Origin of the sequence: Micromonospora sp. WMMD1102 (assembly GCF_029626265.1) — a bacterium.
GTDB lineage: Bacteria > Actinomycetota > Actinomycetes > Mycobacteriales > Micromonosporaceae > Plantactinospora.
In genome coordinates, this window is the sequence record NZ_JARUBN010000001.1 from 4,322,558 (window position 1) to 4,348,636 (window position 26,079).

Here is a 26,079-nt window from a genome sequence, read left to right on the forward strand (position 1 = left end):
GGTTACTGGCGATCTCGCGGTACACGCTCTGCTGGGCTTTCCGTCCGGACTAGACGGCGAACTCGGCCTCGGTGGCGCCCACGTCAGGGGAGCCAACAGCCGCCGTGGGCCCGATCACCGTCCCAGCCGGTCCGGTAGGCCGTCGATCGTGTCGAGGTCAGGCGGGCCGGCCGCCCAGGCGAGGTCGAACACGCTGACGGCGGGATCGGCGAGGACTGCACACGACAGCCAGTGCTCACCGGGGTCGAGGTGGGCCGCGAGGGTCGGGATCACGGTCCGGGGAATGAGGAGATTCGTGTTCGGTTCGGCGACCACGAGCCGACCGGCGCGAGTTCCGGCCAGGTCGACGATGGCGGTGGGACCGGCTGCGCCGTACACGGAAGCATGTCCCGGGGACTCGTCGCCGACCTCGGCCAGGTTCCCGTCGGGGCGGGACGTGGCGAAGCCGCCTTCAGCGGTGGACAACCAACGACCGGTTCTGATCCGGTGGACCCTGAGGTGCCAGGGCGGCGCCGCGGCCAACCACGTCTCGATCTCGACGTCGTCAAATGGCTTCCAGTGTGACCGGAGCACCCCATGACCCACTGACGCGTCACCGACGTCCTCCCGAACCCGATAGTGTCTGCCGTCATCGGAGACCGCCAACATGCTGTCGGGCGCGACCTCGACCAGGTCACGGTTGCCCATGGGCACACTGAAACCGAACCGCGTGGAGTAGGCGAACTTCGCGTACTTCTCGGCGCCGTGCTTCAACGATCCCGTCGTCTGGCCGTTCACCAGGGCCACGACGTGCGACGATTTCGGGGAGCGGTACATCACCATTCCGGCGGGCGGGATCGCATGGACCGCGGACAGCTCCGGTAGCGGCGCCTCCTCGACGGTCCAGAACGGGTGGTCGGCCGGGGCGGCGAGCGGGATACCGGCCTTGAGCGCCCAGTACGGCGACCCCGGAGAGTTGTACCGTTCGGTCATGTGCAGGTTCGGGTAGGCGTAGCCCAGGGTCAGGGTGCCATCTGCCGCGAAGATCGGCTGCCGCACCCACCACCGGACGTTGCGCAACGCCAGGCCCTTCACCACGCCCCAGGGCAACGCCTCGACGTTCGCGTACGCCAGCGCGCCCCAGAACGCGCTCTGCGCGAACCTGTAGGTCAGACTCCGGCCGAACGGGAGTGCGCTGCCGTCGGCGGCGAACCAGTGGACGTGGTCGGTGGCGAACGCGATCGCGCGCTCCCGGAACCGGTCCGCGCGCGGGGTCCTCGCCGCCGGCAAGCCGTGCGTAGATCAGCCCGTAGAAGTGCATCGCCCATGGGATGTACCAGTCGCCGCGTCCGCTGGGGCCGTCGTGGTACCAGCCGGTACCGACGGCGAACCCCTCGATGGTGTCGAGCGCCTCGTGCATCTTCGTGGCGTCGTGGCGGGCACCCACCCGGGCCAGGCCGAGGTTCACCAGCACGCGGAAGAACTGCCAGTTGTTGTGGACGACCGGGTGGTCATTGATGCCGAGCAGCCAGGCCGCGACCCGCTCCCGCTCGGCCGCCGACAACGGTGCCCACAGCTCCTGTGCCGCGGTGGCCAGCCCAAACCCGATCGCTGCCATCTCCACCATGCGCTGATCGGTGCCGGTCACCGCCCCCCAGTACTCGGGGTGAGTGGGGTCGGTGCCATTCACCAGCCCTTCGCGGTACCGGTCCCAACTGCCGAAGCTGCCGCCTCCGGCGGCCAGCGGGGCCAGTGCCCACAGCGGCCGGGCAAAGCCTTCCAGTTCCGCGGCGGCCTCGTCGAACGAGGCGCCCGTGTGGCCGAGGCGAACACGCGCCGAGCCAGGACGGAACCTGGGTATCAGCGCCGTGCACCACTCGCGGACGGCACCCTGGAAATCGGTACGCGTCCGAAGCAGATCCGATCGGCTGCCGGTGGAGCCGGGGAGAAATGCACCTGACACGGATCGACCTTCCTGCGCTACGAACAGATATCTGCTAGATGTCCTACAAATTGCGCAAGAGTAGGCGGCTGCCGCGCGGGTGTCAAGATCGGCATATATCTACAGGTCGGGGCGAGACGCAGTCCCTCGCCGGCGACCCGGACCGTACGTGGCGGTCATTCTCGTGTGTTTCTTCCGGTTACGCAGCTCGCGTACCCGGGTCGCCCGGATCGAACCCCCACAAAGGAGTGCCCATGCCTCGACATCGGCTCGACGCCCGCCTGCTGTCCACCGGGTGCGCTGCCCTGGCATTCGCCGCGGCAACCGTATCCGTGACCAGCGTCGCCGCCGCTGAACAAACCGTAAGCGACGCCTGGTCCACATCCTGCGACGCCGAGGCCGCAGGCTACCGGCCGGTGCGAGGGCTCGACCTGCCCACCGCGGCGAACTGGCTGGACGCGACGCCGCCGTACGCTTTCGAGGAGACCGCAAGCGTCGCCGGCGGTTTCGACCGGGTCGGCTACTGCCTGGAGCTCACCACCGCAGCGGGTACGAGCTGGGTGTGGACGTCGATGGAGGCGCTGAGCGGCAACCCCGATGACGTGGGCCTGCCGACCCGGATGGAGCAGTCGCGGCACCAGTTCGTCGACGACCTGGCAGTCGCCTCCAATGTGCCCGGCGTACCGGAGGTCGACGGTGGCCCCGGCTGGGTCGAGCTGTGGCCCAACCAGTACGACGCAACGGGTTCGCGGCAGGTACCGGGAGCGTCCGAGACCGTGCGCGATGCCGACGACGCGATCCTGTGGGCGAACGGGTACGGCTCGTTCCAGGTGCACGCGTTCGCCGACGCGGGCGACGCCCGCGGCCCGCGGGCCGCGGGCGCTGCCACCGCGACTCCGGTGCTGGCCGTCAACGCCTTCACCACCCCCGGCCCGCAGACGATGGACGTCGGCATCGGCGCCAACCCGGTCGAGAACCCCGACTGGACGTCCGCCCAGAACGCCGGCGACTGCACCGCCCGGCGGCTCACCTTCTACGCCCGGCCCTCGCTGGCCCGGGCGGACACCGCGCCGATCTCGCGGCAGGTGGTCCCCCGCCCCGGCCAACGCGCCACCAGCGTGTCGGTGCCGGTCAGCGGGGTGGCAGTCGACCCGAACGTCACCGCGGTCGAGCTGCGGACCACCCGCGACGGCCGGCGGACGACCCGACGGACCACCGTCTCACCCGCGACACCGCCACCGTCCGCGCCACGTCGCCGCTCGGCGACACCGTCCGCGCCACGTCGCCGCTCGGCGCCGGCACGCCGTCTTCGGTGCCGGGCCGCGTCGCCGCCTCGTCCGGGAAGTGACAGGCGCTCGTGCCGGTATCGGCGTCGTCTGCCCGCAACGCCGGCCGGGTCTGTACGCAGACAGCACGGCCGCGGCTGATCGGGCAGCGCGGCGCGAACGCACACCCCGGCGGTATCTCGGTGAGGTCGGGCGGCTGTCCCGGGATCGGGAGCAGCCGTTCCGCCGTGCTGTCGAGCCGCGGCAGCGCGCGCATCAGGGCGGCGGTGTAGGGATGCCGCGGCCGGGTGAAGATCGATGTGACCTCGCCGGTCTCCACGATCCGTCCGCCGTAGGTCACGGCGGCCCGGTCGGCGGTCTCGGCGACCACTCCGAGGTCGTGGGTGATCAGTACGACGCCGGCCCCGGTCTCCTCCCGGGCCAGCCGGAGTACGTCGAGGATCTGCGCCTGGACGCTCACGTCCAGTGCCGTGGTGGGCTCGTCCGCGATCAGGACCTTCGGTCGGTTGGCGATCGCCATGGCGATCATCACCCGCTGGCACATCCCCCCGGAGAACTGGTGCGGGTACTGGTCGTAGCGGGCCCGCGGATGGGGCACGCCCACCAGCTCCAGCAGTTCCACGACCCGCTCCCACGCCGCGTCGGCCGACATGGCCCGGTCGTGCACCCGCAGCGCCTCCGCGATCTGGTCACCGACCCGCTGCACCGGGTTGAGCGCGGAGATGGCGTCCTGGAAGATCATCGCCACGTCACGACCGAGCCGCCGCCGCAGCTCCGCCTCCGGCAGGCTCAGCAGGTCCACGCCGCCGAGCATCACCTCGCCGGAGACCCGCCGCAGGTTCGCCGTCTGGAGCAGGCCCAGCGCGGCGAGCACCGAAACGCTCTTGCCCGAACCGGTCTCCCCCACCACGCCGAGTGTCTCGCCACCGTGGACGTCGTAGCTCAGCCCGTCGACCGCGCGCACCACACCCGCTGGCGTCGAGAACTCGACGACCAGGTCCCGTACGCTCAGCACCGGCTGGCCAACGCCGCGATCCGGCACGGCCCGCGTGGTGCCGCTGTGGGCGAACGCGTCTCGGACCACACCTTCCAGCGCTCCACCCGACGCCGACGGCCTCCTTCGCGCCGAATTGCCGGCGCGTTGCTGCGAGATGTCCTACAGATTTCGATACCGTAGGCGGGACCCGATCATGGTGTCAAGGGTGGAAAGATATCCTACAAGTTCATGCGGAACGGGGAGGGCGATCAACAGCGTGGCAACTCGGCAGAATGACGGGCAGCCGGAGTTCCGGCGGCTCGGCAACACCCCTCCGCTGCACCAGATGGTGCAGCAGGAGATCAGAAGCTACATCCTCAGGCAGGGGCTGCGCCCCGGTGACCCACTCAAGCCCGAGTCCGAGCTTGCCCGGCTGTTCGGGGTCAGCCGCAACTCGGTCCGCGAGGCGGTCAAGGCGCTGGAGTCCACCGGCGTCCTGGAGACGCGACGCGGCAGCGGCGTCTACGTGTGCGACTTCTCCTTCACCCCGCTGCTCGAGCACCTCCCCTACGGCCTCATGCAGGACTACCGGGCCCTGCGGGAACTGGTCGCGTTGCGGAAGACCCTCGAAGCCAACCTGGTCGGCGACGCCATGCGGGCCATGTCGCCCACCAGCCTCGCCGCGCTGCGGGAGAACCTCGAGACGATGCGCAGACTCGCCGAACAGGGGGAAGGCATCGCCGAACAGGACCGCCAGTTCCACCAACTGCTGTTCCGCGACCTCGGCAACAGTATGTTGCTGAGGCTGTTCGACCAGTTCTGGCTCGCCTACCACGCCGCAGCGCCACCGGCACGCGGGCGCACGCCGGTGGACGCCTACCACGGCCACGCCGCCATCTTCGACGCGATCCTCAGTGGCGACCCGGACCAGGCCCGTACGGCGATCCAGGACCACTACCTCGGCATCGAGTCCAAACTCACCGAGGACCCACCGACGGAGACGCCGCCGCCCGCAGAGACACCCACGCAGTCGGATTCCGACCCGACGACGGAGGTTCGACCGTGAGATCCGGACACTGTGCAGCAGGGACGGTCAGCCGGCGTCGGGACCGGCGCGCGCTGGCGACGTGTTCGCTGTCACGGTCGTGCTGACGGTGAGCGCCGCAGCACCGCCGCCCCCGGCCGTCGAGGTCGACGACGGCGCGGTCGCCGCACGCCGAAGGCAACCAGGACCCCGACCTCGATCAGGCAGCGTCCGGTGGGCCACCGGCGAGACCGACCTGGCAGCCCTGCCATGAGAACGCCGCCCACATTGCGCGCCATGGCGGAGACCAGCTACCGGGCGATGTTCGACGCCGCCCGGCTGGCCCGGCTGCGCGGGCTGGCCCGGCTGGACGAGCCGATGCTGGTGACCGCCTTCGACACCCCGGCGGCGGTCCGGCGGCTGGCCAGGACCGAGGTGTTGCTCACCGGCTGGGGCTGTCCGCCGCTGGACGAGCGGATGCTGGCAACCGCCCCCCGGCTGCGCGCGGTGCTGCACGCCGCCGGCACGGTCAAGGAACACGTGACCGAGGCCTGTTGGCGGCGCGGGCTGTTGGTCACCACGGCTGCCGAGGCGAACGCCGTCCCGGTGGCCGAGTACGCTCTCGCCGCCGTGCTCTTCGCCGGCAAACGGGTGCCGCACGCCGCCGCGCTCTCCCGATCCGCTCGCGCGATGGTGCAGGCACCCGGGCTGCGGGCCAACCTCGACCGTACGGTCACCGTGGTCGGCTTCTCCCGGATCGGCCGGCGGGTGGTGGAACTGTTGCGCCCGTTCGCCCTGCGGGTGCTGGTCGCCGACCCGTACGCCACCCCGGAGCTGGTGGCCGCCAGCGGGGCGGAGCTGACCGAGTTGGACGCGGCGCTGCCGGTCAGCGACGTGGTCAGCCTGCACGCTCCGGCGGTACCGGCCACCTACCGGTTGCTGGACGCCCGCCGGCTGGCGCTGCTACCGGACGGCGCCACCGTCGTCAACACCGCTCGCGGCGCCTTGGTCGACACCGGGGCGCTCACCGTCGAGTGCCGGTCCGGCCGGCTCTCGGCACTGCTCGACGTCACCGACCCCGAACCGCTGCCCGCCGACTCCCCCTGTGGACCCTGTCCAATGTCATGATCACGCCGCACGTGGCCGGCTCGCTGGACACCGAGATCCGACGACTGGTGGACGCCGCGCTCGACGAACTGGAGCGGTACGCGCGCGGCGAGGCGGCACTGCACCCGGTACGCCGAGCGGACCTGCAGTACACCGCCTGATCCAGCGCTCGACGCCGATCCGCGCGAGCTGGCCGACCTCGCCGGACCGGCGTCTCATACGGACGTCGCGGTCCGTTGCTGGACGGCTGCGCGAACGGTCGATCGCCCGCATGGTCCAAGCGGGCGAACCGGCGCCCGTCATCCGCACCGCCCGGCGGTGTGAGGCAGTACGGCAGCTGCCGTCCGCGGGGATCACGCGTCCGCTGCGCGAGCGTCGTGCGCGAAGAGGGGGGCGAGCCGCTCGGCCATCAGGCGGTAGCCGTCCGCGTTCGGATGCAGACCGTCCGGCAGCAGGTGGGAGTCGTCCGGTCCGAGCAAGCTCGGGCCGTGGACGAAGTGCGGCCGCGCGTCGCCACGGAGCCGTAGGGTGGTCACCGCGTCGGCGACGGCGCCGCGTACGTCTTCGAGGGTCATTGTCGCCGCGTTGGGCAGCCGCTCGCGGCTCGGCGAGGTGATCGGCGAGATCACGACGACGGGTACCCGGGGATGGGCGTCGCGGACCGCCTGGATGAATCCTGATACCTGGCCGGCAAGGGTACGGGGGCTGAAGCTCCCGCGATCGTAGACGTTGATCCCGAGACACAGCGAGATCAGGTCCGCCCGGGTGCCTGCGATGGCCCGGGCGGCGATCGGATCGAGGTGGCACTGCCCGCCGAAGCCGAGGCAGGTCAGATCCCACCCGAGGCGCCGGGCCACCAGGGCGGGCCAGGTCTCGCTCGGTCCCGGGGCCGTGCGGCACTGCGTGACGGAACTCCCGTACGTGACCCAGCGGAGGTCCCCGTCGTCGCCGGTGGGGTCGGCGGTGGTGGCACCGTGCAGGATCAGCGGGCCGATCCGGGTCTCGCCGAACTGGGGCAGCCAGACCTCGACAGCCTTGGTGCCGGGTGGCAACGTGACGCGGCTCGTCGTGGCCCCGGCCGCGAGCGGCTCTCGCCGCCACAGCGCGCCGTCCACGAGCACGTCGACCGGCGTCACCTCGTCGTCCAGCGCGATGATCCGCAGTTCCAGCGCGGTCGCGTCGGTACGGACGGTCGCCCGGACACCGGCCGCCATCCGCGCCCGCGCGACCAGGTAGGGGGCGTGGGCGGTGTCCACCCGGTCCGGCGGCAGCCGCCACGGCTGCCAGGCGCCATCCTCCTGGGTCCAGGCCAGGCTTCCCCGCCAGATTCCTGGGGAGTCCGGGTCCAAGGGCCAGGCCGGCTGACCCGGGTCCATTCGCGCAGCCACCTCGACCTCGATATACCCGGGGCCCAGAAGACGGTGTCGAGGTCGACGCTGATCGTGCGGCCGTCGTTGACCGCCACGCGTCGGTCGCAGCCGACCGCGAGGACGTAACCGATCCCACAGTGTTCAAGGTCAGCGCGCAGGCCGGGATCGGCGCCGTAGACCTCGTCGCCGGTCACCCATCCTTCTTCAGGAAGCCTGCCTCGTCAGTGGCCAGCACGGCGTCAGGGTGGCCGAGTTGCTCGATCAGCCAGGCCCGCACGTCGTCACGGACGGCGTCGGCGTCCCACACCGCCGTACGCAGCAGCCGCTGCATCGCCTGCGGATCATCGTGGCCTGCCCGTTCCGCCAGGGACCAGCAAGTCTTGCGTTCCACGCGCGACAGCAGCCCTTCCACGAACTGCCCGGCGGTCCGGCGTGGCTCCGCGCGGACGAACCGTTCAGCGACACGCGTCACCGCCTCGTCCAGGATGACCCGCCACTGATCAACGTCTACGCTGTGGCACACGGCCACCGCACGATCTTCGGTTGTCCTCACAAACCATCGATGATCAACGCGGTGGCCGTCCTCATGCCCACGCCACGCCCATGGCCGAAGCCAAGTGACGTTGGAGTACTAACGACCCGGAGGTGAGCCTGCCGCAGATTGACTCGCATGTCGATCCTGCGCTGTTCAGCCGGTTCAGCGGGATCCCGACGTCAGACGGCTTTGATGAGGTTGTCACCAAGCAGACCAGCGATCTGTCCGATTCGTGCGTGGTTGTGGAGTCGGCGGGTCACGTAGGCGACCGCGTGCCGGTTCGTGAACGACCAGTACCCGGCAGACCCCCCAAGGCCGCCGAGGCCGACGAAGTTGGCGGTGCGGAACATGCCGAGGGTCCAACTGACCCGTTCCTGGACCGTCTGGTCCACCGCAGTGACCTGGGTGGTGACGAACTCGGTGTGCAGTTTCTCGCCGAGCAGTTCGCGGAGCGGTCCGTTTTCGTCGGTGACCGTGGAGTAGAAGCGGGCCAGGCCACGGGCGGAGGTGTGCAGGTTTATCGCAGCGAAGGTCGACTGCCGGAATGCCCTGGAGTTGATGCGGTCCATGTCCATCGCGCCGGGCGGCAACGCGAGCGTGCGCTCGTAGGTGGGGCAGACCTCAACCAGCATCTGGGCCGCACCGCCGGGAAGGCCGTGCTCGAGCGTTGCCACGCGTGGAAGCTCCGTGGTAGGGACGCCGAACCAGGCGTCCAGGCCGAGAGCGGGGCGCGCCACGTCGTTGAACCAGCCTCCGAGTGGCCGTCCGGTCGCCGCCCGCAGGACGCCGTCGATGATGTGGCCGTAGGTGAGGGCATGCTCCGCGACCGTGGTGCCGGGAGGTGTCTCCGGCGCTGCCTCGGCGAGGATGTTCCGCAGCGCCTCCTCGTCGATCAGATCGATGGATTCGGCTGCGGGTGGGAAGGCCGGCTGGCCGGCCTGGTGGGTAAGAATCTGCCGGAGGGTGGTGTGCTCCTTGCCAGCCTGACCGTACTCGCGCCAGTACCTGGATACCGGTTCATCGAGGCCGAGCCCACCCTGGGCGACCGCGGTCAGCGCAGCCAGCGCGGCGAACGGCTTCGATGTCGAGTAGGTGTGGACGAGGGTGTCTTCGTGCCACGGCCTGGTCCTCTCGGCGTCGCTCCATCCGACGTTGAGGTTGACGACCTCCGTGTCATCCTTCCAGATGGCAAGTCCGGCGCCGGTCTCCTGACCGTCGGCGACCAACTTCTCCAGAATTTCCTTGACGGGCTCGTATCCGGCGCCTGCGGTCCCTGTGACAGTCATGAGGTATGCCTCCTCGAAGGCGTACGGCCAATCATGTAATCGAATTACATTCGAGCAGTGTTCGGGTTGTCTCGTCAAGCGCCCCAGTCGCCGTCCGTATGCCAGCGTCACGGGGATGCCTTGGGGGTGCACGCAGGACCCTGCGGTAACCAACCAGGTGTCCCGGTGGCCGTGCTCGGAAATAAGGACGAAGGCGACAATATCCTTTCCTCGGTACAGCCGACTCCGAAGACCGCGAGGGTACCTCGTGCAGGCGCGGCCAGGGTAGGGCAAGCTGCGGCCAGGGAGCGCTCTCGGGTCCTGGGCCCGCAGTCTCGCTCGGGTCCGGCATCGGGGTCGATCGCGGCGTCGCCAAGCCCCCGCCGGCCCCGCTGGCAGAGCGCCCGTGCCGGGGCTTCTGGATGTTTGGCCGTTGCCCACTTCTTGTAATCCGATTACATTCCCTCCTATGAACCGACCAACGGACCCGACCGGAAACTCCTGGTGATCTCCTCCGTGACCGCCTGCGAGATCCTGCTCAGCGGCGGCACCGTCGTCACCATGGACGAGGACCGCCGTGTCATCGACGACGGTGCCGTTGCCATTTCCGCTGGCCGGATCACCGCTGTCGGCACCGCTGCCGAACTGGCACACCTGGCTGCGCGCCGGACGGTGGACTGCCGCGGCAGTGTCGTGATGCCCGGCCTTGTCGACACCCACACGCATCTGTACCAAGGTTTGGCGCGGAGCCTCGGTGAGGGAATGCCCCTGTGGTCGTGGCTCGCCGAATTGATGTGGCCCTACGCCGCGCACATGACCACCGACGACGCCCGGATCGCCGCCCTCCTCGGCTCTGTCGAAGCCGCCCGCGCGGGCACTACCGCACTGCTCGACCACCACTACGCCCCATCCGACCCCCAGGCAGTCCTGGCGGTCGCCGACGCTGTCGAATCGGTCGGGCTTCGCGGCGTGGTCGCTCGGGGGATGGCGGGCACACCCAGTGCGGTCGCCACGGCCCACGGCCTGGCCGGCCGTCTCTTCTCGCGGACGAGCAGTGACGAGGTCCGGCTGACCAAGGAGTGCATCGAGGCGCGGCCTCCGGGCAGCCGGGTACTGGTTTGGCCTGGGCCCCACAACGTCACCTATGCAGACCAGGATCTGCTACGGGCCACCGCTGAGCTCGCCCGCGACGCAGGAACGGGATGGCATACGCACTGTGCGTCGACCCCCCATGACCCTGAGGTCTACCGGGCCGCCTACGGCACCACGCCGGTGGCCTGGCTCCACAGGCACGGACTACTCGGCCCGCGGACAACGCTGGCCCACGGCATCCACCTCGATGACGCCGAGGTGCGCATGGTGGGGGAAACAGGCACGGCGGTCGCCCACTGCCCGGTCTCGAACCAGTACGGTGCCGACGGTGTCCTGCGCCTGCACGACCTGCGTCGCGCCGGGGCGGTCGTTGGACTCGGCACTGACGGAGCGGCCTACAACCACCGCCAGGACCTGTTCGAGTGCATGAAGCAGGCCGTGCTCGTGCAGCGGATGCACCACCTCGACCCAAGAGCCTCGGACAGCGGCGAGGCGCTTGAACTCGCAACCAGAGAAGGCGCCCGACTACTCGGCATCGACGCGGGCACCCTGGCACCGGGAAAGCTGGCCGACGTCACCGTCGTCGGGCTCGACGCCCCTCACCTGACGCCGCACCACCACATCCCGGCGACGCTCGTCTACGCAGCCCGCGGCTCGGACGTCACCATGACGATCGTCGGCGGCCAGGTTGTCTTCGAGCAGGGCACCTGCACCTTCGTCGACGAGGACGCGGTCTGTGCGCAGGCGCTCGAACGAGCAAGCGCGCTGGTACGGCGTGCCGGGATCTCGCGGTCACACCCTCGACGCACCGCTGTCGACGCGACCCCGGATCACACCCGGCGAGCCGAAGCGATAGCGACCCGACGTGTGTCGGCCCCTGTTTCCGCCGACCCGATGCACCGAAGCGAGGGGTGACATGACCGTGACCGAAGGACGCAATCGGACCGAGGTCGTTCAGGCGATGACGGCAGACCGACGCGACTTCCACCAGCATGCCGAACCGGGCTGGTGCGAGGTACGGACCGCGTCCTTGGTGGCCCGGCGACTCGCAGACCTCGGCTTCACGGTACGTGTGGGCCGTGACGTCGTCGCCCCATCCCGGCCCGGGCTGCCCTCGCAGGACGAGCTCGACGCCGCCTTCCAGCGCGCTCTCGAGCAGGGCGCCGATCTCGAGTACGCCGAACTGCTGCGCGACGGCTTTACCGGCGTCGTGGCGACCCTGACGGGCAGGAGGCCCGGCCCGACGATCGCCCTGCGGTTTGACATCGACGCCAACTACGGTGACGAGTCGAGTGACCCCGCGCACACCGCTCAAACGCACGGCTACCGTTCAGTCAACGGCGGTGTCCACCACAGCTGTGGTCACGACGCGCACACGGCGATCGGCCTGGCTGTGGCCCGTGACCTCGCCGCCGCAGTCGACTCCCTGGTGGGCGAAGTCCGACTCATCTTCCAGCCCGCGGAGGAGGGCTTGCGGGGTGGTCCAGCCATGGTGGCCGCCGGTGTCATCGACGGTGTCGACGTCCTGCTCGGCTGCCACATAGGTGTTCAGGCGAGGACGACCGGCGAGGTGATCGCTGGTTACCGGAGGATCCTGGCCAGCCACAAGTTTGACGTGCACTTCCTCGGACGCAACTCGCACGCTGGGATCTCGCCGCACGAAGGCCGCAACGCCATTCAAGCCGCCGCGATCGCGGTCGAGAACCTGCTCGCCATCAGCCGGCACGGTGACGGCGAGACGCGGGTCAACGTCGGAACCATCCGCGGGGGCGAGACACGGAACGCGGTCCCGGCCAAAGCCGTCCTGTGTGGCGAGGTGCGCGCCGACGACAACGTGATTCTCGGCTACCTGCGCGACCGCGTCGACGATGTGGTGCGCGGTGCCGCTGCCGTTGCCGACGTTGACGTGCAGGTCGAGGTGGCCGGCGGGGCCGAAGGGGCGGACAGCACCGAGCAGCTGGCGGCGATGGTCGCCCAGGTGGCGGGCCGCGTCGAAGGCGTCACTGTGGTACGTCAGAGCGCGGACTTCAAGGCCAGTGACGACATGAGCAGCTTCATGAACGCCGTGCAGCGCTCCGGCGGGCAGGCGGTGTACTTCGGGCTCGGGTCAGATCTCGGCGACGTGCACCACGCGCCGTTCTTCGACATCGACGACGATGCGCTGGTCATCGGCCGTGACATCTTCCTCGGCTGCTTGCGGGAACTGGGCACACTGGCATGAGCGCCGATGTCCTCTTCGCCGGCGGGACCGCGGTCCTGCCCGTGGGGCCCGTCCTTGCCGACGTGGCAGTGCGGGATGGCGTGATTACCGCGGTCGGTGAGCCGGGGACCCTCGCCGCCGACCACGTCGTGGATGTTCGCGGCCTCGTCGTCCTGCCGGGCGCCATCGACGTCCACGTGCACTTCCGTCAGCCCGGGTTCGAGTACAAGGAGGATTTCGCGAGCGGCACCGCGGCGGCGGCGTGCGGAGGCGTTACGACGGTCTGCGACATGCCGAACACACATCCGCCGGTGACCACCGCCTCCCGTTTCCGAGCCAAGCAAGCACTCGCTGCCAATGCCGCGCACGTCGACTTCGCCTTGTGGGCGGGGGGAACCGACCTCTTCGAGTTGACGGAGATGGCCGCCCTGGGAGCTGTCGGAGTCAAGGTCTACATGAACCGGTCCCACCGCCCCGACGACCCGTACGCCGCAGAGCTTTCGATGCCCGACGACGAGACCCTGCGCAAGGTGTTCTGGCTTGCCGCCGATCTCGGCCTGCCGGTCGCCGTCCACGTCGCCGACCATGAGCATGAGGCCCGGGTCCGGGCACGGCTGCAAGCAGTCAGCACCACCGATGCCCGCCTCGTCTGCAGGTCATACCGCAGCGACGGGGTCCTCGACGGGCTCGAGCGCGTGCTGGCAGCCGCCCGTGACATCGGAACCCGGGTGCACGTCGCCCATGCCTCGCTCGCCCCCACCTCCGCGATCGGCATGATCGCCGCCGCGCGCGACGCCGGCGGGAACGTCAGCTGCGAGTGCGGACCCCCGGCCCTGCTCGAGGACGAGCTCGACACCCTGGGCGTGCGCGGAGTGCCGTTCGCGTTTCCGCCCGACGACGCGGACTTCTACTGGTCGTCTCTCGCCGACGGCAGCATCGACCTCGTGGCCACCGACCACGCACCCCACTCCAAGGCTGACAAGGACGTCGGGCGGAACAACGTGTGGGACGCCCCACCCGGCTATCCCGGCGTGGAAACCTCGCTCCCGCTCATGGTCGACGCCGTCCTGTCCGGCAGGCTCACCTGGCGACGCCTGGTCGAGCTCACCAGCGCCGCCCCCGCCCGACTTTGCGGCCTCACCACGAAGGGCGCCATCGCGCGCGGCGTCGACGCCGACCTCGTCCTCGTCGACCCCAGCACCAGCCGGGTCGTCGCCGCCGACCGACTGCACAGCAAGGCTGGCTGGACGCCCTTCGAGGGTCGGCAACTTTCCGGAGCTCTGACCGCCACCTACCTGCGCGGCCGTCTCGTCGCCCAGGACGGTCAGGTCGTCGACGGCCAGCACATGGGCCGGTTCGTGTCCCCGCCTCGGTGGGTTTCTGAGAGGGGGCAGTCGTGCTGATCGGATGTGCGACGTTGCGGTCGGTGGGCTGGGGGCCTCGGGTGAGTCGGCGGATCTTCTGGTTGGCGGCAGCCCAGCGGATCAGCCTTCCCGATCACTCACCTGCCCTGCCAGATCTCCTTTCAGACCAGCTCCGGCACCCGAATGCGTCCAGATGCCGCAGATCCCTACACCGGAGACTCACGAACCAATGAAAATCGGACTGCACTACAGCTTCCAGGTCGGCCCTCACGAGTCCGGTCAGGCGGTCGTCGACCGGGGCTTGCGCGACATCGCGACGGCCGACACGCGAGGCTTTTCCTCCGTCGTCTTCGCCGAGCACCACTTCCTCGACGACGGGTGGCTGCCACGCCCCATGCTCCTCGCGAGCGCCGCCGCGGCCGTGACCACGAACATGCGGATCGGCACGGATATCGTGATCCTAGCCCTGCACCACCCCGTTGCGGTCGCCGAGGAGGCCGCGGTGCTGGACCTCATGTCGGGTGGAAGAGCCATTCTGGGCGTCGGTCTCGGCTGGATCAAGGCCGAGTTCGCAGGCTTCGGCGTGCCCTACGAGGAGCGCGCCCGCATCTACCAGGAGTCGATCGGGATGGTCCGCCGACTCCTCGCCGGCGAGGTCGTCGACGGCCACGGCCACTACAGCTTCACCGGCGCGCGCATCCGTCCCCTTCCGGTCAATCCGAGCGGTGTACCGCTGTGGATGGGGGCTCTGGAGGGTCCCGGCGTCAGACGGGCCGCCACGAGTGGCGACGCCTGGGTCATGCCGCCCGGCAACCGCATCGACAAGCTGCACCGTCAACTCGCCTTGTTTCGCGAGACGCGGGAGGAGGCCGGCCTGCCGCCCGCCGCGGAACAGCCGCTGCGCCGAGAGGCGTTCGTCGCCGATACCGACGACAAGGCCTGGGAGCTGTTCGCGCCCGGGATCCGGCACGAATACGGCACTGTCTACCGGTCGCTGCACCCCACGTACCCAGATGACGACTCCATCGACAACCTCAAGCGTTGGGCCGACGGGCTGTTCCTGATCGGCTCGCCCGAAACAGTGGCCGCGGAGCTGCGTCGCTACGAGGACGAACTCGGTGTCACCGAGTGCCTTGTCAGGATCCAGTTGCCCGGCGTCAGCGAGGGCGCGATCGGCGACGCCCTCGACGGGTTCGCACAGACGATCACGATGGTGGCTCGCCACTAGCCAGGTCTGCGCCACGCTGCGGCTTCGCGGGCAATCCGGCGCAGGAGGGGCCTAGCCAGGCACCCCACCGATATGTAATCTGATTACAAAATTTGGTCCTCAGGAGGTCGACTCGATGAACAACCCGTCCGACCAGGAAGAGATCCTCCGGCTGCACCGCGACTGGTACTACTCCAACTTCAACATCAACATCCCGCTCATGCGGACGATCTTTCCAACCGGGGAAGAGAACTTCCTGATGTTCAACCTCAACGACCATCCGTACTTCGGAGTCGACGACCTGGCCGGTCTCTGGTCGTACTACGCCCGCACGGGCGACTGGGGGATGTGCGAAGACTACATCGTGCGCTTGGAGGTGTCGGGCGACATGGCGTATGTGGTCTCCGAGGGCACCTTCCCCGCAAAGCAGGTGAGGGACGAGGAGGGCAACGACCTGCCGGAGGACCAGTACGTCGACCAGACCACGCACTACCGGTCGACCGAGGTCTACAAGCGGGACGACGGCCAGGGCAACCCACGGTGGACGATGTGGCACTTCCACTGTTCGACCCGCCCCGACGACGACGAGGCGCCACCGGCGAAGACCGACAAGGACGCGGCGTCGGTCCGGGGCCTCGGCAACACGCCGTACAGCACCGGCGTCCGTACCGACTTCTCCGCGTACCTCGGCGGCTGACCGCGGCCGGGCCGAAGGCGAGGTGCACAGTGACGTTCTCGGTCGTCGCACGCGATGAGGCCACCGGACAGCTCGGCGTGGCCACGGCTACCCACGCCTACGGCGTCGGTCCGGTCGCGAACCACGCACGGGCCGGGGTCGGTGTCGTCGCGACCCAGTCGTTCGTGGAGGTTTCGTACGGACCGCTCGGGCTGGACCGGATGGCGGCAGGAATCGCCCCGGACCGTGCCCTGGCGGCGCTGCTGTCCGCCGACGCGGACCGCGAAATCCGGCAGGTGGCCTTCGTGGACGCGTCGGGCGCAGTCGCCGAGCACACCGGTGCCCAGTGCGTGCCGTCTTGTGGAAGCGTGGTCACTGGCTCGTCGATCACCATCGGCAACATGCTCGACAACGACCGGGTGTTACCCGCGATGTCCGAGGCCTACGCCACCGCCGAAGGCGACTTCGCCAACCGCCTGCTCGCCGCGCTCGAGGCCGGCGACAAGGCCGGCGGCGATGTCCGTGGCCGGATGTCAGCGTCACTGCGGGTCGTCGCGGCCGAGCCGGCGCTCCGCCCCTGGGAGGGAACCGTCTACGATCTACGGGCGGACTTCGATTCCGACCCGCTGGGCTCCCTGCGCACCAGCCTGCGCATCAGCAACGCATACCGCGTCTTCTTCGACGCCGTCTTCGCGCCCGGCATCGTCACCGGTCCCACCCCGTTGGACGGCGACGCCCTGGAGAACGCGCTCGTCGGTCTCGCCGCGACCCAGCGCGACCTCGGCGAGGACCGGGAACCCACGCTCTGGCAGGGCGTGCTGCTACTACGATCGGGCGAGACCGACCGGGGCTGCGCGCTGATCGCCGAGGCGATCGCGGTCCGTCCCCGGTTCGCCGCCTTCGTCGACGGGTTGGCCCGCGTCGGTGCGATTCCGCTGACCGCCGACCAGGTCCTGGAACGGGCGAAGCGATGAAGGTTGGCTTCGCCCTCGGCAGCGGCTTCCGCCCGTCCCGCCTGGCTGCCGTGGCCCGGGCCGTGGAGGTCAGCGGCTTCGACAGCATCTGGTCGACCGAGGACTACTTCGCGACCGGCGGGTTCGCCGGTGCCGCTGTGGTGCTCGGCGCCACCGAACGGATTCGGGTCGGCACGGGCGTCGTCTCGGCGTACGCCCGCCATCCGGCCCTGACCGCGATGGAAGCCGGTACCCTGGCAGCGGCCTTCCCGGACCGGTTCCGGCTCGGCCTCGGGGCCGGCGGTCTGGAATGGCTCGACCAGCAGGGCATCGCCCACCCGCGTCCGCTGGCCGCCGTCCGCGGCAACGTCGAAGCGATCCGCGCCCTACTCGCCGGCGAGGAGCTGACCGGCACGTACGGTGGCTTCGCGTTCGACCATGTCCACCTCGAGTTTCCGCCCGAGAAGGCGCCACCGATCCTCGTCGGCGCGACCGGGCCGAAAATGACCGCGCTGGCCAGCACGGTCGCAGACGGGCTGCTGCTGTCGGTCTTCAGCACACCCGAGTTCGTCCGCATCCAACGCAACATCGCGGGCGCCGTTCCCTACATCTCGACCCTCGCCTTTCTGGCCCTCGACGACACCGTCGCCGAGGCCCGGGCGAAGGTCCGTCCCGTTATCGCGGCCTACCTCGCGGATTCCGCGAGCACGGTCATGACCGACGCGATCGGGATCACCGAGGACCTGCGAGACATCGTCGCGACAGGTGGTGCGGCGGCGCTCGCGGCGCAGATGCCGGACACCTGGGTCGACCAGTTGGCGGTATGCGGTGACCTCCGCGCCTGCGTGGACCGCATCCACGCCCTCGCGGAAGCTGGATCGCAGGAAGTCGCCCTGGCTCCGATCTCCGCCGAGTCCCTGCTGGAAGACATCGACAAGCTCGGTTCGGCATTGCGGGCCGGGTGAATAGAGAGGACCAACCATGCGGCGCAACACGGTGCGTGGCACGCTGGCGGCTGCCGCGCTGCTAAGCCTTGCGGTGGCCGGCTGCGGCGACCCACCCCAGCAGGCGGGGGCCGACGAGGTCATCATCGCCTTTCCCTCTGACGTGGATACGGTCGACCCCCACCAGTTCCGTTCGGTGGCGGCGTACGGCGTGGTCGGCAACATCTACGGCACGCTCCTTCAGGAGGAATACGCCGCACCGGCCGAGGGCGTCCTGGAGTACACCGGTCGCAGCGTGCCGTATCTCGCCGAGTCGGCGAACTGGAACGACACGAAGACGGTGCTCACGCTCAAGCTGCGTCCGGATCTGAAGTTCGCCGACGGAAGTGCGGTCGCAGCCGAGGACGTCGTCTACTCCCTGCAGCGGGCCCTCTCCGACGTGGGATACGTCTCCGCGGTCGGCGCCTGGTTCAACGTCAAGGACCCGGCGAAGGACATCGTGGCGGTCGACAGATCCACGGTCGAACTGCGGGTGACCCACTACTCGGCGCTCATCGAGATGTTCCTGACGTTCCAGATCTTTGCCGTACTCGACAAGTCCACCGCCGAGGCGAAGGCCGCGACCGACGACTCGTGGTCGGCCAAGTTCTTCGCCAAGGACGCCACCGAGTCGGGCCCGTACGTCGTCGACTCGCTCGCCGAGGGCCAGACGACGTTGAGCAAGAATCCCAATTTCACCGCGACCGACCTGTCCGACGCACCCGACAAGGTCGTCGTCAAGAACATGCCCGACCAGCAACAGGCGTTCCTGGCGCTGCAGAACGGCGCGGTCGACATGGTCTACGGGCTCACGCCCGACATCGCACAGGCCGTGGAGAAGGACGCCAACCTCAAGCTCTACGACCTGCCGTACAGCGACATCGTGTATCTCGGCATGAACAACAAGGACCCGGTGCTCAAGGACGTGCGAGTGCGACAGGCGATCTCCTACCTGATGCCGTACGACGCCTTGCGCACGGAGGTGATGAAGGGCTACGCCGGCGCCGCCTACGGTGCCGTGCCCTACCCGATGCGGGATTCGCTCGACGAAAAGGGTGACCGGGTGGCCTACCCCACCGACGTGGAGAAGGCCAAGCAACTCCTGTCCGAGGCCGGCGTCGCCCCCGGTGAGCTGTCGCTGACCCTGTCGGTTCCGGCGACCGAATTGTCGCTGCGCCAGTCGGCGGTCTTCATCCAAAGCGCGCTGCAGCAGGGCGGCATCGCGGTCAAGCTCAACGAGATGAACGACGCCGAGTTCAACTCCGACCTCGGCAAGATGCAGCTGTACATCGACTCCTGGTACTCATGGGGACAGGACTCGGTCTACCAGCTCTTCTTCCTGCTCAAGACCGGTCTGTTCACCAACTACACAAACTTCAGCAACGCCGATGTCGACCGGCTGATCGAGCAGGCCATGGCAACGTCGGACACGGCCGAGCGCAGCCGGCTCGCCAAGCAGGCCCAGCAGATCGTCATCGACCAGGCACCCTGGGCCTTCCTGTTCACCCGCAACATGCTCGTCGGCGCGCAGGCCGGGGTCTCCGGAATAACCCACTCCAACGACGCCAACCTGCGGTTCGACCGGCTGCGCGTCGCGGCCGAGTAACACGTCGTCCGGCGGGCCGGCACAGAGCGCCGGCCCGCCAACAGTCGAGGAGCTCACCATGCTCAGGACCATCCGCACGCGGCTCGGGGTGGCGGCCGTCAGCATCGCCGGGGTGGCTGTGCTGATCTTCTTCATCACGCAACTGCTGCCGGGTGACCCGGCCCGTATCGCGGCGGGCCAGTACGCCACCGAAGAGCAGGTCGACCAGGTGCGGGCGACGTACGGGCTGGATCGCACGATCCCCGAGCAGTTCGGTGCGTACGTGTCCGACCTGCTCCGGTTCGACCTCGGCACCTCGATCCGCACCAGCCAGCCCGTCCGCGAGGAGTTGCTCGACCGGCTGCCGGCGACGCTCGAACTCGGCCTGCTCGCCCTGCTGATCGCCGTCGTACTCGGCGTCGGGCTCGGCGTCCTCGCCGCCGTCTGGCGCTACCGCGCTGGCGACAAGGCCATCCAGATCTTCGTGGTCCTCGCCTCGGCCACCACGGTGATCTGGATCGCCCTCGTTGCCATCTACCTGTTCGTCAACCAGTGGGGGATCTTCAACAGCCCCATCGGGCGGCTCCCGCGCGGCTATCCGCCACCCGAGCACGTCACCGGGTTCTACGTCGTCGACGCGCTGCTTGCCGGCGACACGGCCACGGCCGGGGCCGCGCTGCGCACGCTGCTCCTGCCGGCACTGCTGCTCGGTGTGCTCGCCTCCCCGTCGATCATCAAGATCGTCCGTTCGTCGACGATCCGGGCATTGGACTCCGACTACGCGCGTACGGCACGCAGCTTCGGTTATCCGGTCCGCTCCATCCTGTTGCAGGAGGGGTTGCGTAACGCCCTGCTGCCGGTGATCACCAACGTCGGGCTGGTCGCCGGCTTCGTGCTGGCCGGTGGCAACGTGCTCATCGAGCAGCTCTTCGCGTGGCCCGGCATCGGCGGGTACGCGTACCGCTCGTTGCAGGAGAACGACCTGTTCGCGCTGCGTGGGTACGTCATCTTCATCGGCGTGGCGTACGTCGTGATCAACACGCTCCTCGAGTTTCTCTACCGCTGGGCCGACCCGCGCGTCGCCCTCGCCGAGGGGAGCTGACCGTGGCCGCCGTCGCCGGCACCCCCGTATCGCTGCGCGGCAACGTCGCCGGCCGTCTGCGCCCTGGCGCCCCGACCGCGTACACCGCCTTCGCCATCCTCGGCCTGATCGCCGCGCTCGCTGTCGTCGTGCCCATCGTCTTCGGCACCGCCGACGTCGCGCAGGAACACCAAGGGCTCCTGCCGCCGTCGCTGGACCACCCCTTCGGCACCGACCGCTACGGCCGCGACGTCTTCCTTCGCTGTATGGCCGCAGCGCGTATCGACGTCCTGCTCGGGCTCGGGGTCGCGGCCGTCACGCTGCTGATCGGCACCGCCGTCGGTGCGCTCAGCGCCACTTTCGGACGAGCCGTCGACATCGTGGTTATGCGGGGTACCGACATCCTGATGGCCTTCCCGGGCATCGTGTTGGCGCTGATCATCACCGCGTCGCTCGGCAAGAACGCCTGGTTCGCGGCCAGCGCCGTGGTCATCGCGTTCCTCCCGCTCGTCGTGCGGCTGGCCCGGGCCAAGGCACTTGAGGTGCGCTCGGCCGACTTCGTTTCCGCGGCTCGGCTCAGCGGGACCTCGACGGGCCGGCTGGCCATCGAGCACGTACTGCCGAACGTGTTCAAGTACCCGTTCGTGCAGTCGACGCTCATCGCATCCTGGGCGATCCTGGACTTCGCCGCGCTGTCGTTCCTCGGCGTCGGCGTACAGCCGCCGACGCCCGAATGGGGCGCGATGATCGCCGAGGGTGTCGGCGACACCCTGTTGGGCTCCTGGTGGCCCTCGTTCTTTCCCGGCTTGATGATCCTGCTGACCGCCGCCTCGTTCCAGGTCATCGGGGACTGGCTGGACCGGAGGTTGCGATGAGTCTGCTGACCATAGAGCGGCTCTCCGTCGATGGGCCGGGGGGCAAGGTCATCGTGCGCCCCGTCGACCTCACGGTCGAACCGGGTGAGGTCGTGGGCCTCGTCGGCGAATCCGGGTCGGGCAAGACGTTGACCGTCCTGTCCCTGCTCGGACTGCTGCCCGACGGCGTGCGCGCGGTCAGTGGTGACGCCAGCCTGGGCGGCGAACAGTTTCTCCGAAACGGACGGCTGCTCCGCCGACCGCACGCGACGATGATCTTTCAGGACCCGACGGCCGCGCTCAACCCCACGATGCGCATCGGCGCCCAGATCGTCCGGCTACTCACGTTTCTCAAGGTGGACGGCGACCGTCGCGCGCGAGGCGAGACGCTGCTCGAGTCGGTCGGCATCCACGATCCGCGCGCGGTCATGGGCCGCTATCCCCACCAGCTCTCGGGCGGCATGAACCAGCGCGTGATGATCGCCATGGCGATCGCGGCCGAACCGATGCTGCTCATCGCCGACGAGCCGACGACCGGCCTCGACGTCACCGTACAGGCGCAGATCCTGGAGCTGATCCGCTCGACGGTGGCCACGCGGGGGATAGGCGTCCTGTTCGTCTCCCACGACCTGGGTGTGATCGCCCAGACGTGCCAACGGGTGGCGGTGATGAAGGCTGGGGAAATCTGCGAACTGGCTGTCGTGGACGATATCTTCCACGCCCCGCAGGCCGAGTACACCCGCACGCTGCTCGCTTCCGCACTGGACCCGGCCGGGTAAGGATGACTATGGAACTCGTGCTCGACGACATCAGGGTTGTCTACCGCCGCCGTGGCGTGGAGACCCACGCGGTGCGCGGCGTCAGTCTCCGGGCGCGCCGTGGCGAGACGCTGGCGGTGGTCGGCGAGTCCGGCAGCGGCAAGACCACGGTCGCGAAGGTCGCCGCCGGGTTGCAGCAGGCCACCTCGGGGACGCTGTCCTGGCAGGCGACCCCCGGCGGTGACCTGCCGGCCCACGGACAGCGGACGCAGATGGTGTTCCAGCACCCGGTGCAGTCGCTCGATCCTCTGTGGAAGGTCCGGCGTTCGGTGCAGGAGCCGCTCCGCCGTGCCGGTGTGCCGGCGGCCGAGGCGACCGCGCTCGTCGCCGACCTGATCGCGCAGGTGGGGCTCGACGCCTCGATTCTCGACCGCTACCCGCGGCAGCTGTCCGGCGGCCAGGCACAGCGGATCGCCATCGCCCGAGCGCTGGTCGCCGGGCCGGAGATCGTCATCCTCGACGAACCGACCGCGAGCCTTGACCAGACGGTCCGGGCCCGGATCCTGGCCCTGCTCGCGGAGCTACAGCGGCGCACCGGCGTCGGCTACCTGCTGATCAGCCACGACATCTCGAGCGTCCGGCGGCTGGCGACCCGCATCGCCGTCATGCATCGGGGGCGGGTGGTGGAGACCGGGCCGGCCGCCGCCGTACTCTACGGGCCCCGACACCCCTACACGGCTGCCCTGATCGCGGCCGTCCCGGTCGCCGACCCGCGGGTCCCGTGGGACGGGCGGCAAGCCCGCACGCCACCGGACGTACCGTGCCCGGTCGGCGGTCCGTCGTGCGGCCAGCACGGCGAGGGACTGCACCCCGTGGGTACCGACCACTTCGTCGCGTGCACCGCGGCGCGCTGAACTACTACGAGGAGGACCGTCCACACCGTGATCGACACCATCGCACTCCGCCGGCGCCTGCACCAGCGGCCCGAACTCGACCTGCACCTGCCCGAAACGAGAAGCCTGCTGCTCGAGTCCATCGCGCCGCTCGGGCTGCGGGTGGAGACCAGCGAGTCGTGCTCGTCGCTCGCGGTCGTCGTACCCGGATCCGGTCCGGGCCCGACCGTGCTGCTGCGCGCCGACATGGACGGCCTCCCCGTCGTCGAGGAGTCCGGGGTGGAGTTCACCTCCCAGAACGGCAACATGCACGCGTGTGGCCACGACCTGCACATGGCCGCCCTGGTCGGCGCCGTGCACGAGCTACACCGGCGGCGCGACGAGTACCAAGGCGACGTGCTCGCCGTCTTCCAGCCAGGTGAGGAGGGTGCCGGTGGGGCAGCGTTGATGATCGCCGAAAAGGTGCTGCTGACCACCGGGCAGCGGCCGCTGGCGTCGTACGGTGTGCACGTGCTGTCGTTCACCGAGCCAGGCATCTTCGCCTGCCGCGTCGGCGCCGTCATGGGTGCGACGATCATCTTCGACCTGGAGATCCAGGGCCGGGGCGGGCACGCCGCCCGCCCCTACGCGGCTCGCGACCCCATCTCGACAGCGGCGCTGATCGTGCAGGGCATCCAGACCTTCGTCACCCAGCACAGTTCGCCAGCGGACCCGATCGTCGTCACGGTCGGATCGCTGTGCGCTGGCACCGTCGCCAACGTCATCCCGGACAACGCGGTGTTGAAGGTCAGCCTGCGTGCGACCAGCTCGGAGACTGCCCGCGACGCGTATCAGAAGATCGTCGGCATCGGTACGGCGATCGTCGAGGCGTACGGCCTGCGAATCAAGGCCGACGTGAAGGTCGACCTGGCGCCGACGATCAGCGCCCCCGACGCCACCGAGCTCGTCCGGCAGACCGTGACGGACCTGTACGGCGCGGAGCGCTATCGTGACCTTGTCGTCCCGGAAATGATCTCGGAGGACTTCTCGCTATTCCTGGAGCAGACGGGTGGGGCCTTCGTTCTGGTCGGGGCGGCAGTCGAGGAGTCGCCGCACCTGCTGCCGAGCAATCACTCGGCGCGGGCGCGGTTCGACGACACTGTCGTACCCGACATCGCGGGCCTGCTCGCGGAGCTGGCGATCCGTAGGCTGAGGCAGGCATCGACGACGAATGGGGCGACACGGTGGTGACCGCGGCAACCCAGGCCACCAAGAAGTCGGCGCGGAAGTCCGACGAGCTCCTCGCCCGGATCATCGAAATTGTGCGGCGGACCGGGCTGGCCGGGTTCTCCCTCGAGACACTGGCCCCGGAACTCGGTACCAGCAGTCGGATGCTCGTCTACTACTTCGGCAGCAAGGACGAGCTGCTCGGCCGGATCGTCTACGCCGTGCGCAGCGCTACCGTCGAGGCGTTTGCCAGCCAGCCGGCCGCTACGATCACCGAGGCCATCGACCACTGGTGGAACTACTACCGGGCGAACATGGCCGACATGCAGTTCTTCTTCCACCTGGCCTCCCGCAGCTTCGAGGAGCCGGACAAGTTCGAAGAGTTCTCCAGCACCGCGGTCTCGGTGTGGACGTCGTACTTCCACCAGAGTCTGCACGGTGTCACGAAGAGTGACGCCGAGGCGCAGGCGATCGCACGGCTGGCCCTGGCCACGGTGCGGGGCCTGATGGTCGACCAGCTGATCACCGGAGAGACGGCGCGGGTCGAGGAGGCGCTGGCCGAATTCAAGAGCCTGCTCGGCGATCGCCTGAGCTCGCCGCGGGGACGGCGGCGAACCGCCCGCTAGGCCCGACTCCGCTGACATTCGCCGGATCGATGATGCCACGAGCGTCGCAGAACTGGTGTTGACCTCAAATTGTGCCGACTGTTGTGACCCCTCCGGACCCCGGGCGGTGCATCGCGCCGCCCGGGCTGGGCTGCGGCTGATCGCGGACGGCAGCGCCGGTCGCACGGGCTCGATATGGGGGTTGCGCGCAGGACCGGCTGGTTACGCTGGTGCAATCGGATTTGGATTACCACCCAAGTCGTTCCGCTCGGTGTCAAGGGCTGGCTCACCCGACCATCTCATGTAATCTGATTACAAATTTGGACCGGGGAGGTTGCGTGTTGCGGTACGGAACGGTGCGGACCCGTCGCGCCAACGACGTCGCGTACGCCCTGTACGGCCCGGCGGACGGCGGCACGCGGCCGCCCTTGTTGTTCGTGCACCCGATAAACCTGCGCAAGGAGTGTTGGCTCGACATGGTCGTGCCCCTCGCCGGCGACCGGCTGTGCCTCACCGTCGACCTCGCCGGCCACGGCGAGTCCAGCGACGACGCCGACTTCGGCCTGGCCGGCTGGACGTCGGACTGCGTCGACGTCGTAACGGCGCTCGACCTGCAGCCCTTCCATCTCGTCGGCTGCTCGCTCGGTGGTGCTATCGCACTGTGCGTGGCCGCCGACCTCCCCGGCTCGGCGTTGTCCGTCACGGCGATGGGCGCGTACCTCGGCGAGTCTGACGCTGGTGCCGACCGTGCCCTGCTCGACCTCGTGGACCGGAACACCGTCGACGAGCTGTTCGTGATCCTCGCGGCCGAGGCCGTCGCCCCCGGCTCTCCGCCCGAGTTGGTGACCACTGTCCGCCACCTGACGAACCGGCACGGCAAGCCGATCGTTCGCCGGGTTCTCGAAGCGGCCGGGGCGGCCGACGGCAGCCCATGGCTGCCCCGCGTGCGTTGTCCGGTCCTGGTGTTGACCGGCGAGTTCGACAGCAGCTGCAGCCCGTCGGACGGGGCAAAGCTGGCCGCGTCGGTCGACGGCCGACACGAGATCCTGCCCGGTGTCGGGCACCTGCCCATGCTGGAGGACGCCGGAGGTGTCCTCCGGATGATGGCGCCGTACCTCGGTTGAGTATCGGGCGTACG

General features: G+C 69.2%; 24 protein-coding genes. 18 read left to right on the forward strand and 6 right to left on the reverse strand.

Annotated elements, in window-relative coordinates; translation table 11 throughout:
• Positions 1–114: 114 nt before the first annotated feature.
• The 3 genes from O7626_RS19240 to O7626_RS19250 all read right to left on the reverse strand — a co-directional run bounded on the left by O7626_RS19240 (position 115) and on the right by O7626_RS19250 (position 4,249).
• Positions 115–1,269: a DUF2264 domain-containing protein gene (locus O7626_RS19240; RefSeq protein WP_278062551.1), complete on the reverse strand. Its 1,155-nt coding sequence runs from the start codon at positions 1,267–1,269 to the stop codon at positions 115–117.
• A gap of 1,685 nt (positions 1,270–2,954) precedes the next feature.
• The gene (locus O7626_RS19245; protein WP_278062552.1) at positions 2,955–3,083 is read right to left on the reverse strand and encodes a hypothetical protein; all 129 of its coding nucleotides are present in this window, start codon (positions 3,081–3,083) and stop codon (positions 2,955–2,957) included.
• Positions 3,080–4,249 (reverse strand): ABC transporter ATP-binding protein, encoded by a 1,170-nt coding sequence (locus O7626_RS19250; protein ID WP_278062553.1) that lies wholly within the window; start codon positions 4,247–4,249, stop codon positions 3,080–3,082. The genes O7626_RS19245 and O7626_RS19250 overlap by 4 nt, the downstream gene beginning before the upstream one ends.
• A 211-nt stretch (positions 4,250–4,460) precedes the next feature.
• On the opposite strand from O7626_RS19250, the gene O7626_RS19255 reads away from it, so the two are divergent.
• The 3 genes from O7626_RS19255 to O7626_RS19265 all read left to right on the forward strand — a co-directional run bounded on the left by O7626_RS19255 (position 4,461) and on the right by O7626_RS19265 (position 6,475).
• Complete coding sequence (locus O7626_RS19255) at positions 4,461–5,249, forward strand: FadR/GntR family transcriptional regulator (protein ID WP_278062554.1); 789 nt, start codon at positions 4,461–4,463, stop codon at positions 5,247–5,249.
• Positions 5,250–5,504: 255 nt separating this feature from the next.
• On the forward strand, positions 5,505–6,335 hold the full coding sequence (locus tag O7626_RS19260; protein ID WP_278062555.1) for a hydroxyacid dehydrogenase: 831 nt from the start codon (positions 5,505–5,507) through the stop codon (positions 6,333–6,335).
• Positions 6,332–6,475: a hypothetical protein gene (locus tag O7626_RS19265; RefSeq protein ID WP_278062556.1), complete on the forward strand. Its 144-nt coding sequence runs from the start codon at positions 6,332–6,334 to the stop codon at positions 6,473–6,475. The genes O7626_RS19260 and O7626_RS19265 overlap by 4 nt, the downstream gene beginning before the upstream one ends.
• Before the next feature lie 192 nt (positions 6,476–6,667).
• Here the strand turns inward: O7626_RS19265 and O7626_RS19270 are convergent, their stop codons facing one another.
• The 3 genes from O7626_RS19270 to O7626_RS19280 all read right to left on the reverse strand — a co-directional run bounded on the left by O7626_RS19270 (position 6,668) and on the right by O7626_RS19280 (position 9,616).
• Entirely contained in the window at positions 6,668–7,702 is a 1,035-nt protein-coding gene (locus O7626_RS19270) for a GDSL-type esterase/lipase family protein (RefSeq protein ID WP_278062557.1), read from the reverse strand.
• Between the two features lie 172 nt (positions 7,703–7,874).
• Entirely contained in the window at positions 7,875–8,237 is a 363-nt protein-coding gene (locus tag O7626_RS19275; RefSeq protein WP_278062558.1) for a transposase, read from the reverse strand.
• A gap of 161 nt (positions 8,238–8,398) precedes the next feature.
• Complete coding sequence (locus O7626_RS19280; RefSeq protein ID WP_278062559.1) at positions 8,399–9,616, reverse strand: serine hydrolase domain-containing protein; 1,218 nt, start codon at positions 9,614–9,616, stop codon at positions 8,399–8,401.
• Positions 9,617–9,988: 372 nt separating this feature from the next.
• Between O7626_RS19280 and O7626_RS19285 the strand changes: the two genes are divergently transcribed.
• The 15 genes from O7626_RS19285 to O7626_RS19355 all read left to right on the forward strand — a co-directional run bounded on the left by O7626_RS19285 (position 9,989) and on the right by O7626_RS19355 (position 26,065).
• Positions 9,989–11,491, forward strand: coding sequence for an amidohydrolase (locus O7626_RS19285; protein WP_278062560.1), 1,503 nt, complete (start codon positions 9,989–9,991; stop codon positions 11,489–11,491).
• 1 nt (position 11,492) lies between these two features.
• On the forward strand, positions 11,493–12,797 hold the full coding sequence (locus O7626_RS19290; RefSeq protein ID WP_278062561.1) for an amidohydrolase: 1,305 nt from the start codon (positions 11,493–11,495) through the stop codon (positions 12,795–12,797).
• A complete protein-coding gene (locus O7626_RS19295) occupies positions 12,794–14,179 on the forward strand; it encodes a dihydroorotase family protein (RefSeq protein ID WP_278062562.1) in 1,386 nt (461 codons plus the stop codon). Before O7626_RS19290 ends, O7626_RS19295 begins: the two co-directional genes overlap by 4 nt.
• A 190-nt stretch (positions 14,180–14,369) precedes the next feature.
• Positions 14,370–15,368, forward strand: coding sequence for an LLM class flavin-dependent oxidoreductase (locus O7626_RS19300; RefSeq protein WP_278062563.1), 999 nt, complete (start codon positions 14,370–14,372; stop codon positions 15,366–15,368).
• A 115-nt stretch (positions 15,369–15,483) separates the two neighbouring features.
• Positions 15,484–16,044 (forward strand): hypothetical protein, encoded by a 561-nt coding sequence (locus tag O7626_RS19305; RefSeq protein ID WP_278062564.1) that lies wholly within the window; start codon positions 15,484–15,486, stop codon positions 16,042–16,044.
• A gap of 29 nt (positions 16,045–16,073) precedes the next feature.
• Complete coding sequence (locus tag O7626_RS19310) at positions 16,074–16,997, forward strand: DUF1028 domain-containing protein (protein WP_278062565.1); 924 nt, start codon at positions 16,074–16,076, stop codon at positions 16,995–16,997.
• Positions 16,994–17,941, forward strand: coding sequence for an LLM class flavin-dependent oxidoreductase (locus O7626_RS19315; RefSeq protein ID WP_278062566.1), 948 nt, complete (start codon positions 16,994–16,996; stop codon positions 17,939–17,941). The genes O7626_RS19310 and O7626_RS19315 overlap by 4 nt, the downstream gene beginning before the upstream one ends.
• A gap of 16 nt (positions 17,942–17,957) precedes the next feature.
• Positions 17,958–19,565: an ABC transporter substrate-binding protein gene (locus O7626_RS19320; protein ID WP_278062567.1), complete on the forward strand. Its 1,608-nt coding sequence runs from the start codon at positions 17,958–17,960 to the stop codon at positions 19,563–19,565.
• A 58-nt stretch (positions 19,566–19,623) separates the two neighbouring features.
• Positions 19,624–20,646 carry an ABC transporter permease gene (locus O7626_RS19325; protein WP_278062568.1) on the forward strand — a complete coding sequence of 341 codons (1,023 nt, stop codon included), beginning with the start codon at positions 19,624–19,626 and terminating at the stop codon, positions 20,644–20,646.
• Between the two features lie 2 nt (positions 20,647–20,648).
• Entirely contained in the window at positions 20,649–21,500 is an 852-nt protein-coding gene (locus O7626_RS19330; protein ID WP_278062569.1) for an ABC transporter permease, read from the forward strand.
• Positions 21,497–22,258 carry an ABC transporter ATP-binding protein gene (locus O7626_RS19335; protein WP_278062570.1) on the forward strand — a complete coding sequence of 254 codons (762 nt, stop codon included), beginning with the start codon at positions 21,497–21,499 and terminating at the stop codon, positions 22,256–22,258. Before O7626_RS19330 ends, O7626_RS19335 begins: the two co-directional genes overlap by 4 nt.
• An 8-nt stretch (positions 22,259–22,266) precedes the next feature.
• Complete coding sequence (locus O7626_RS19340) at positions 22,267–23,151, forward strand: ABC transporter ATP-binding protein (RefSeq protein WP_278062571.1); 885 nt, start codon at positions 22,267–22,269, stop codon at positions 23,149–23,151.
• A gap of 27 nt (positions 23,152–23,178) precedes the next feature.
• Positions 23,179–24,360, forward strand: coding sequence for a M20 family metallopeptidase (locus O7626_RS19345; protein WP_278062572.1), 1,182 nt, complete (start codon positions 23,179–23,181; stop codon positions 24,358–24,360).
• A complete protein-coding gene (locus O7626_RS19350) occupies positions 24,354–24,962 on the forward strand; it encodes a TetR/AcrR family transcriptional regulator (RefSeq protein WP_278062573.1) in 609 nt (202 codons plus the stop codon). The genes O7626_RS19345 and O7626_RS19350 overlap by 7 nt, the downstream gene beginning before the upstream one ends.
• A gap of 209 nt (positions 24,963–25,171) precedes the next feature.
• Complete coding sequence (locus O7626_RS19355; RefSeq protein WP_278062574.1) at positions 25,172–26,065, forward strand: alpha/beta hydrolase; 894 nt, start codon at positions 25,172–25,174, stop codon at positions 26,063–26,065.
• Positions 26,066–26,079 lie beyond the last annotated feature (14 nt).

What these genes read in the sequence shown, in the direction of transcription:
- O7626_RS19300 (WP_278062563.1), top strand. Translation starts at nt 14,370, where the DNA reads ATGAAAATCGGACTGCACTACAGCTTCCAGGTCGGCCCTCACGAGTCC.
- O7626_RS19320 (WP_278062567.1), top strand. Translation starts at nt 17,958, where the DNA reads ATGCGGCGCAACACGGTGCGTGGCACGCTGGCGGCTGCCGCGCTGCTA.
- O7626_RS19305 (WP_278062564.1), top strand. Translation starts at nt 15,484, where the DNA reads ATGAACAACCCGTCCGACCAGGAAGAGATCCTCCGGCTGCACCGCGAC.
- O7626_RS19325 (WP_278062568.1), top strand. Translation starts at nt 19,624, where the DNA reads ATGCTCAGGACCATCCGCACGCGGCTCGGGGTGGCGGCCGTCAGCATC.
- O7626_RS19290 (WP_278062561.1), top strand. Translation starts at nt 11,493, where the DNA reads ATGACCGTGACCGAAGGACGCAATCGGACCGAGGTCGTTCAGGCGATG.
- O7626_RS19315 (WP_278062566.1), top strand. Translation starts at nt 16,994, where the DNA reads ATGAAGGTTGGCTTCGCCCTCGGCAGCGGCTTCCGCCCGTCCCGCCTG.
- O7626_RS19295 (WP_278062562.1), top strand. Translation starts at nt 12,794, where the DNA reads ATGAGCGCCGATGTCCTCTTCGCCGGCGGGACCGCGGTCCTGCCCGTG.
- O7626_RS19265 (WP_278062556.1), top strand. Translation starts at nt 6,332, where the DNA reads ATGATCACGCCGCACGTGGCCGGCTCGCTGGACACCGAGATCCGACGA.
- O7626_RS19340 (WP_278062571.1), top strand. Translation starts at nt 22,267, where the DNA reads ATGGAACTCGTGCTCGACGACATCAGGGTTGTCTACCGCCGCCGTGGC.
- O7626_RS19335 (WP_278062570.1), top strand. Translation starts at nt 21,497, where the DNA reads ATGAGTCTGCTGACCATAGAGCGGCTCTCCGTCGATGGGCCGGGGGGC.
- O7626_RS19260 (WP_278062555.1), top strand. Translation starts at nt 5,505, where the DNA reads ATGGCGGAGACCAGCTACCGGGCGATGTTCGACGCCGCCCGGCTGGCC.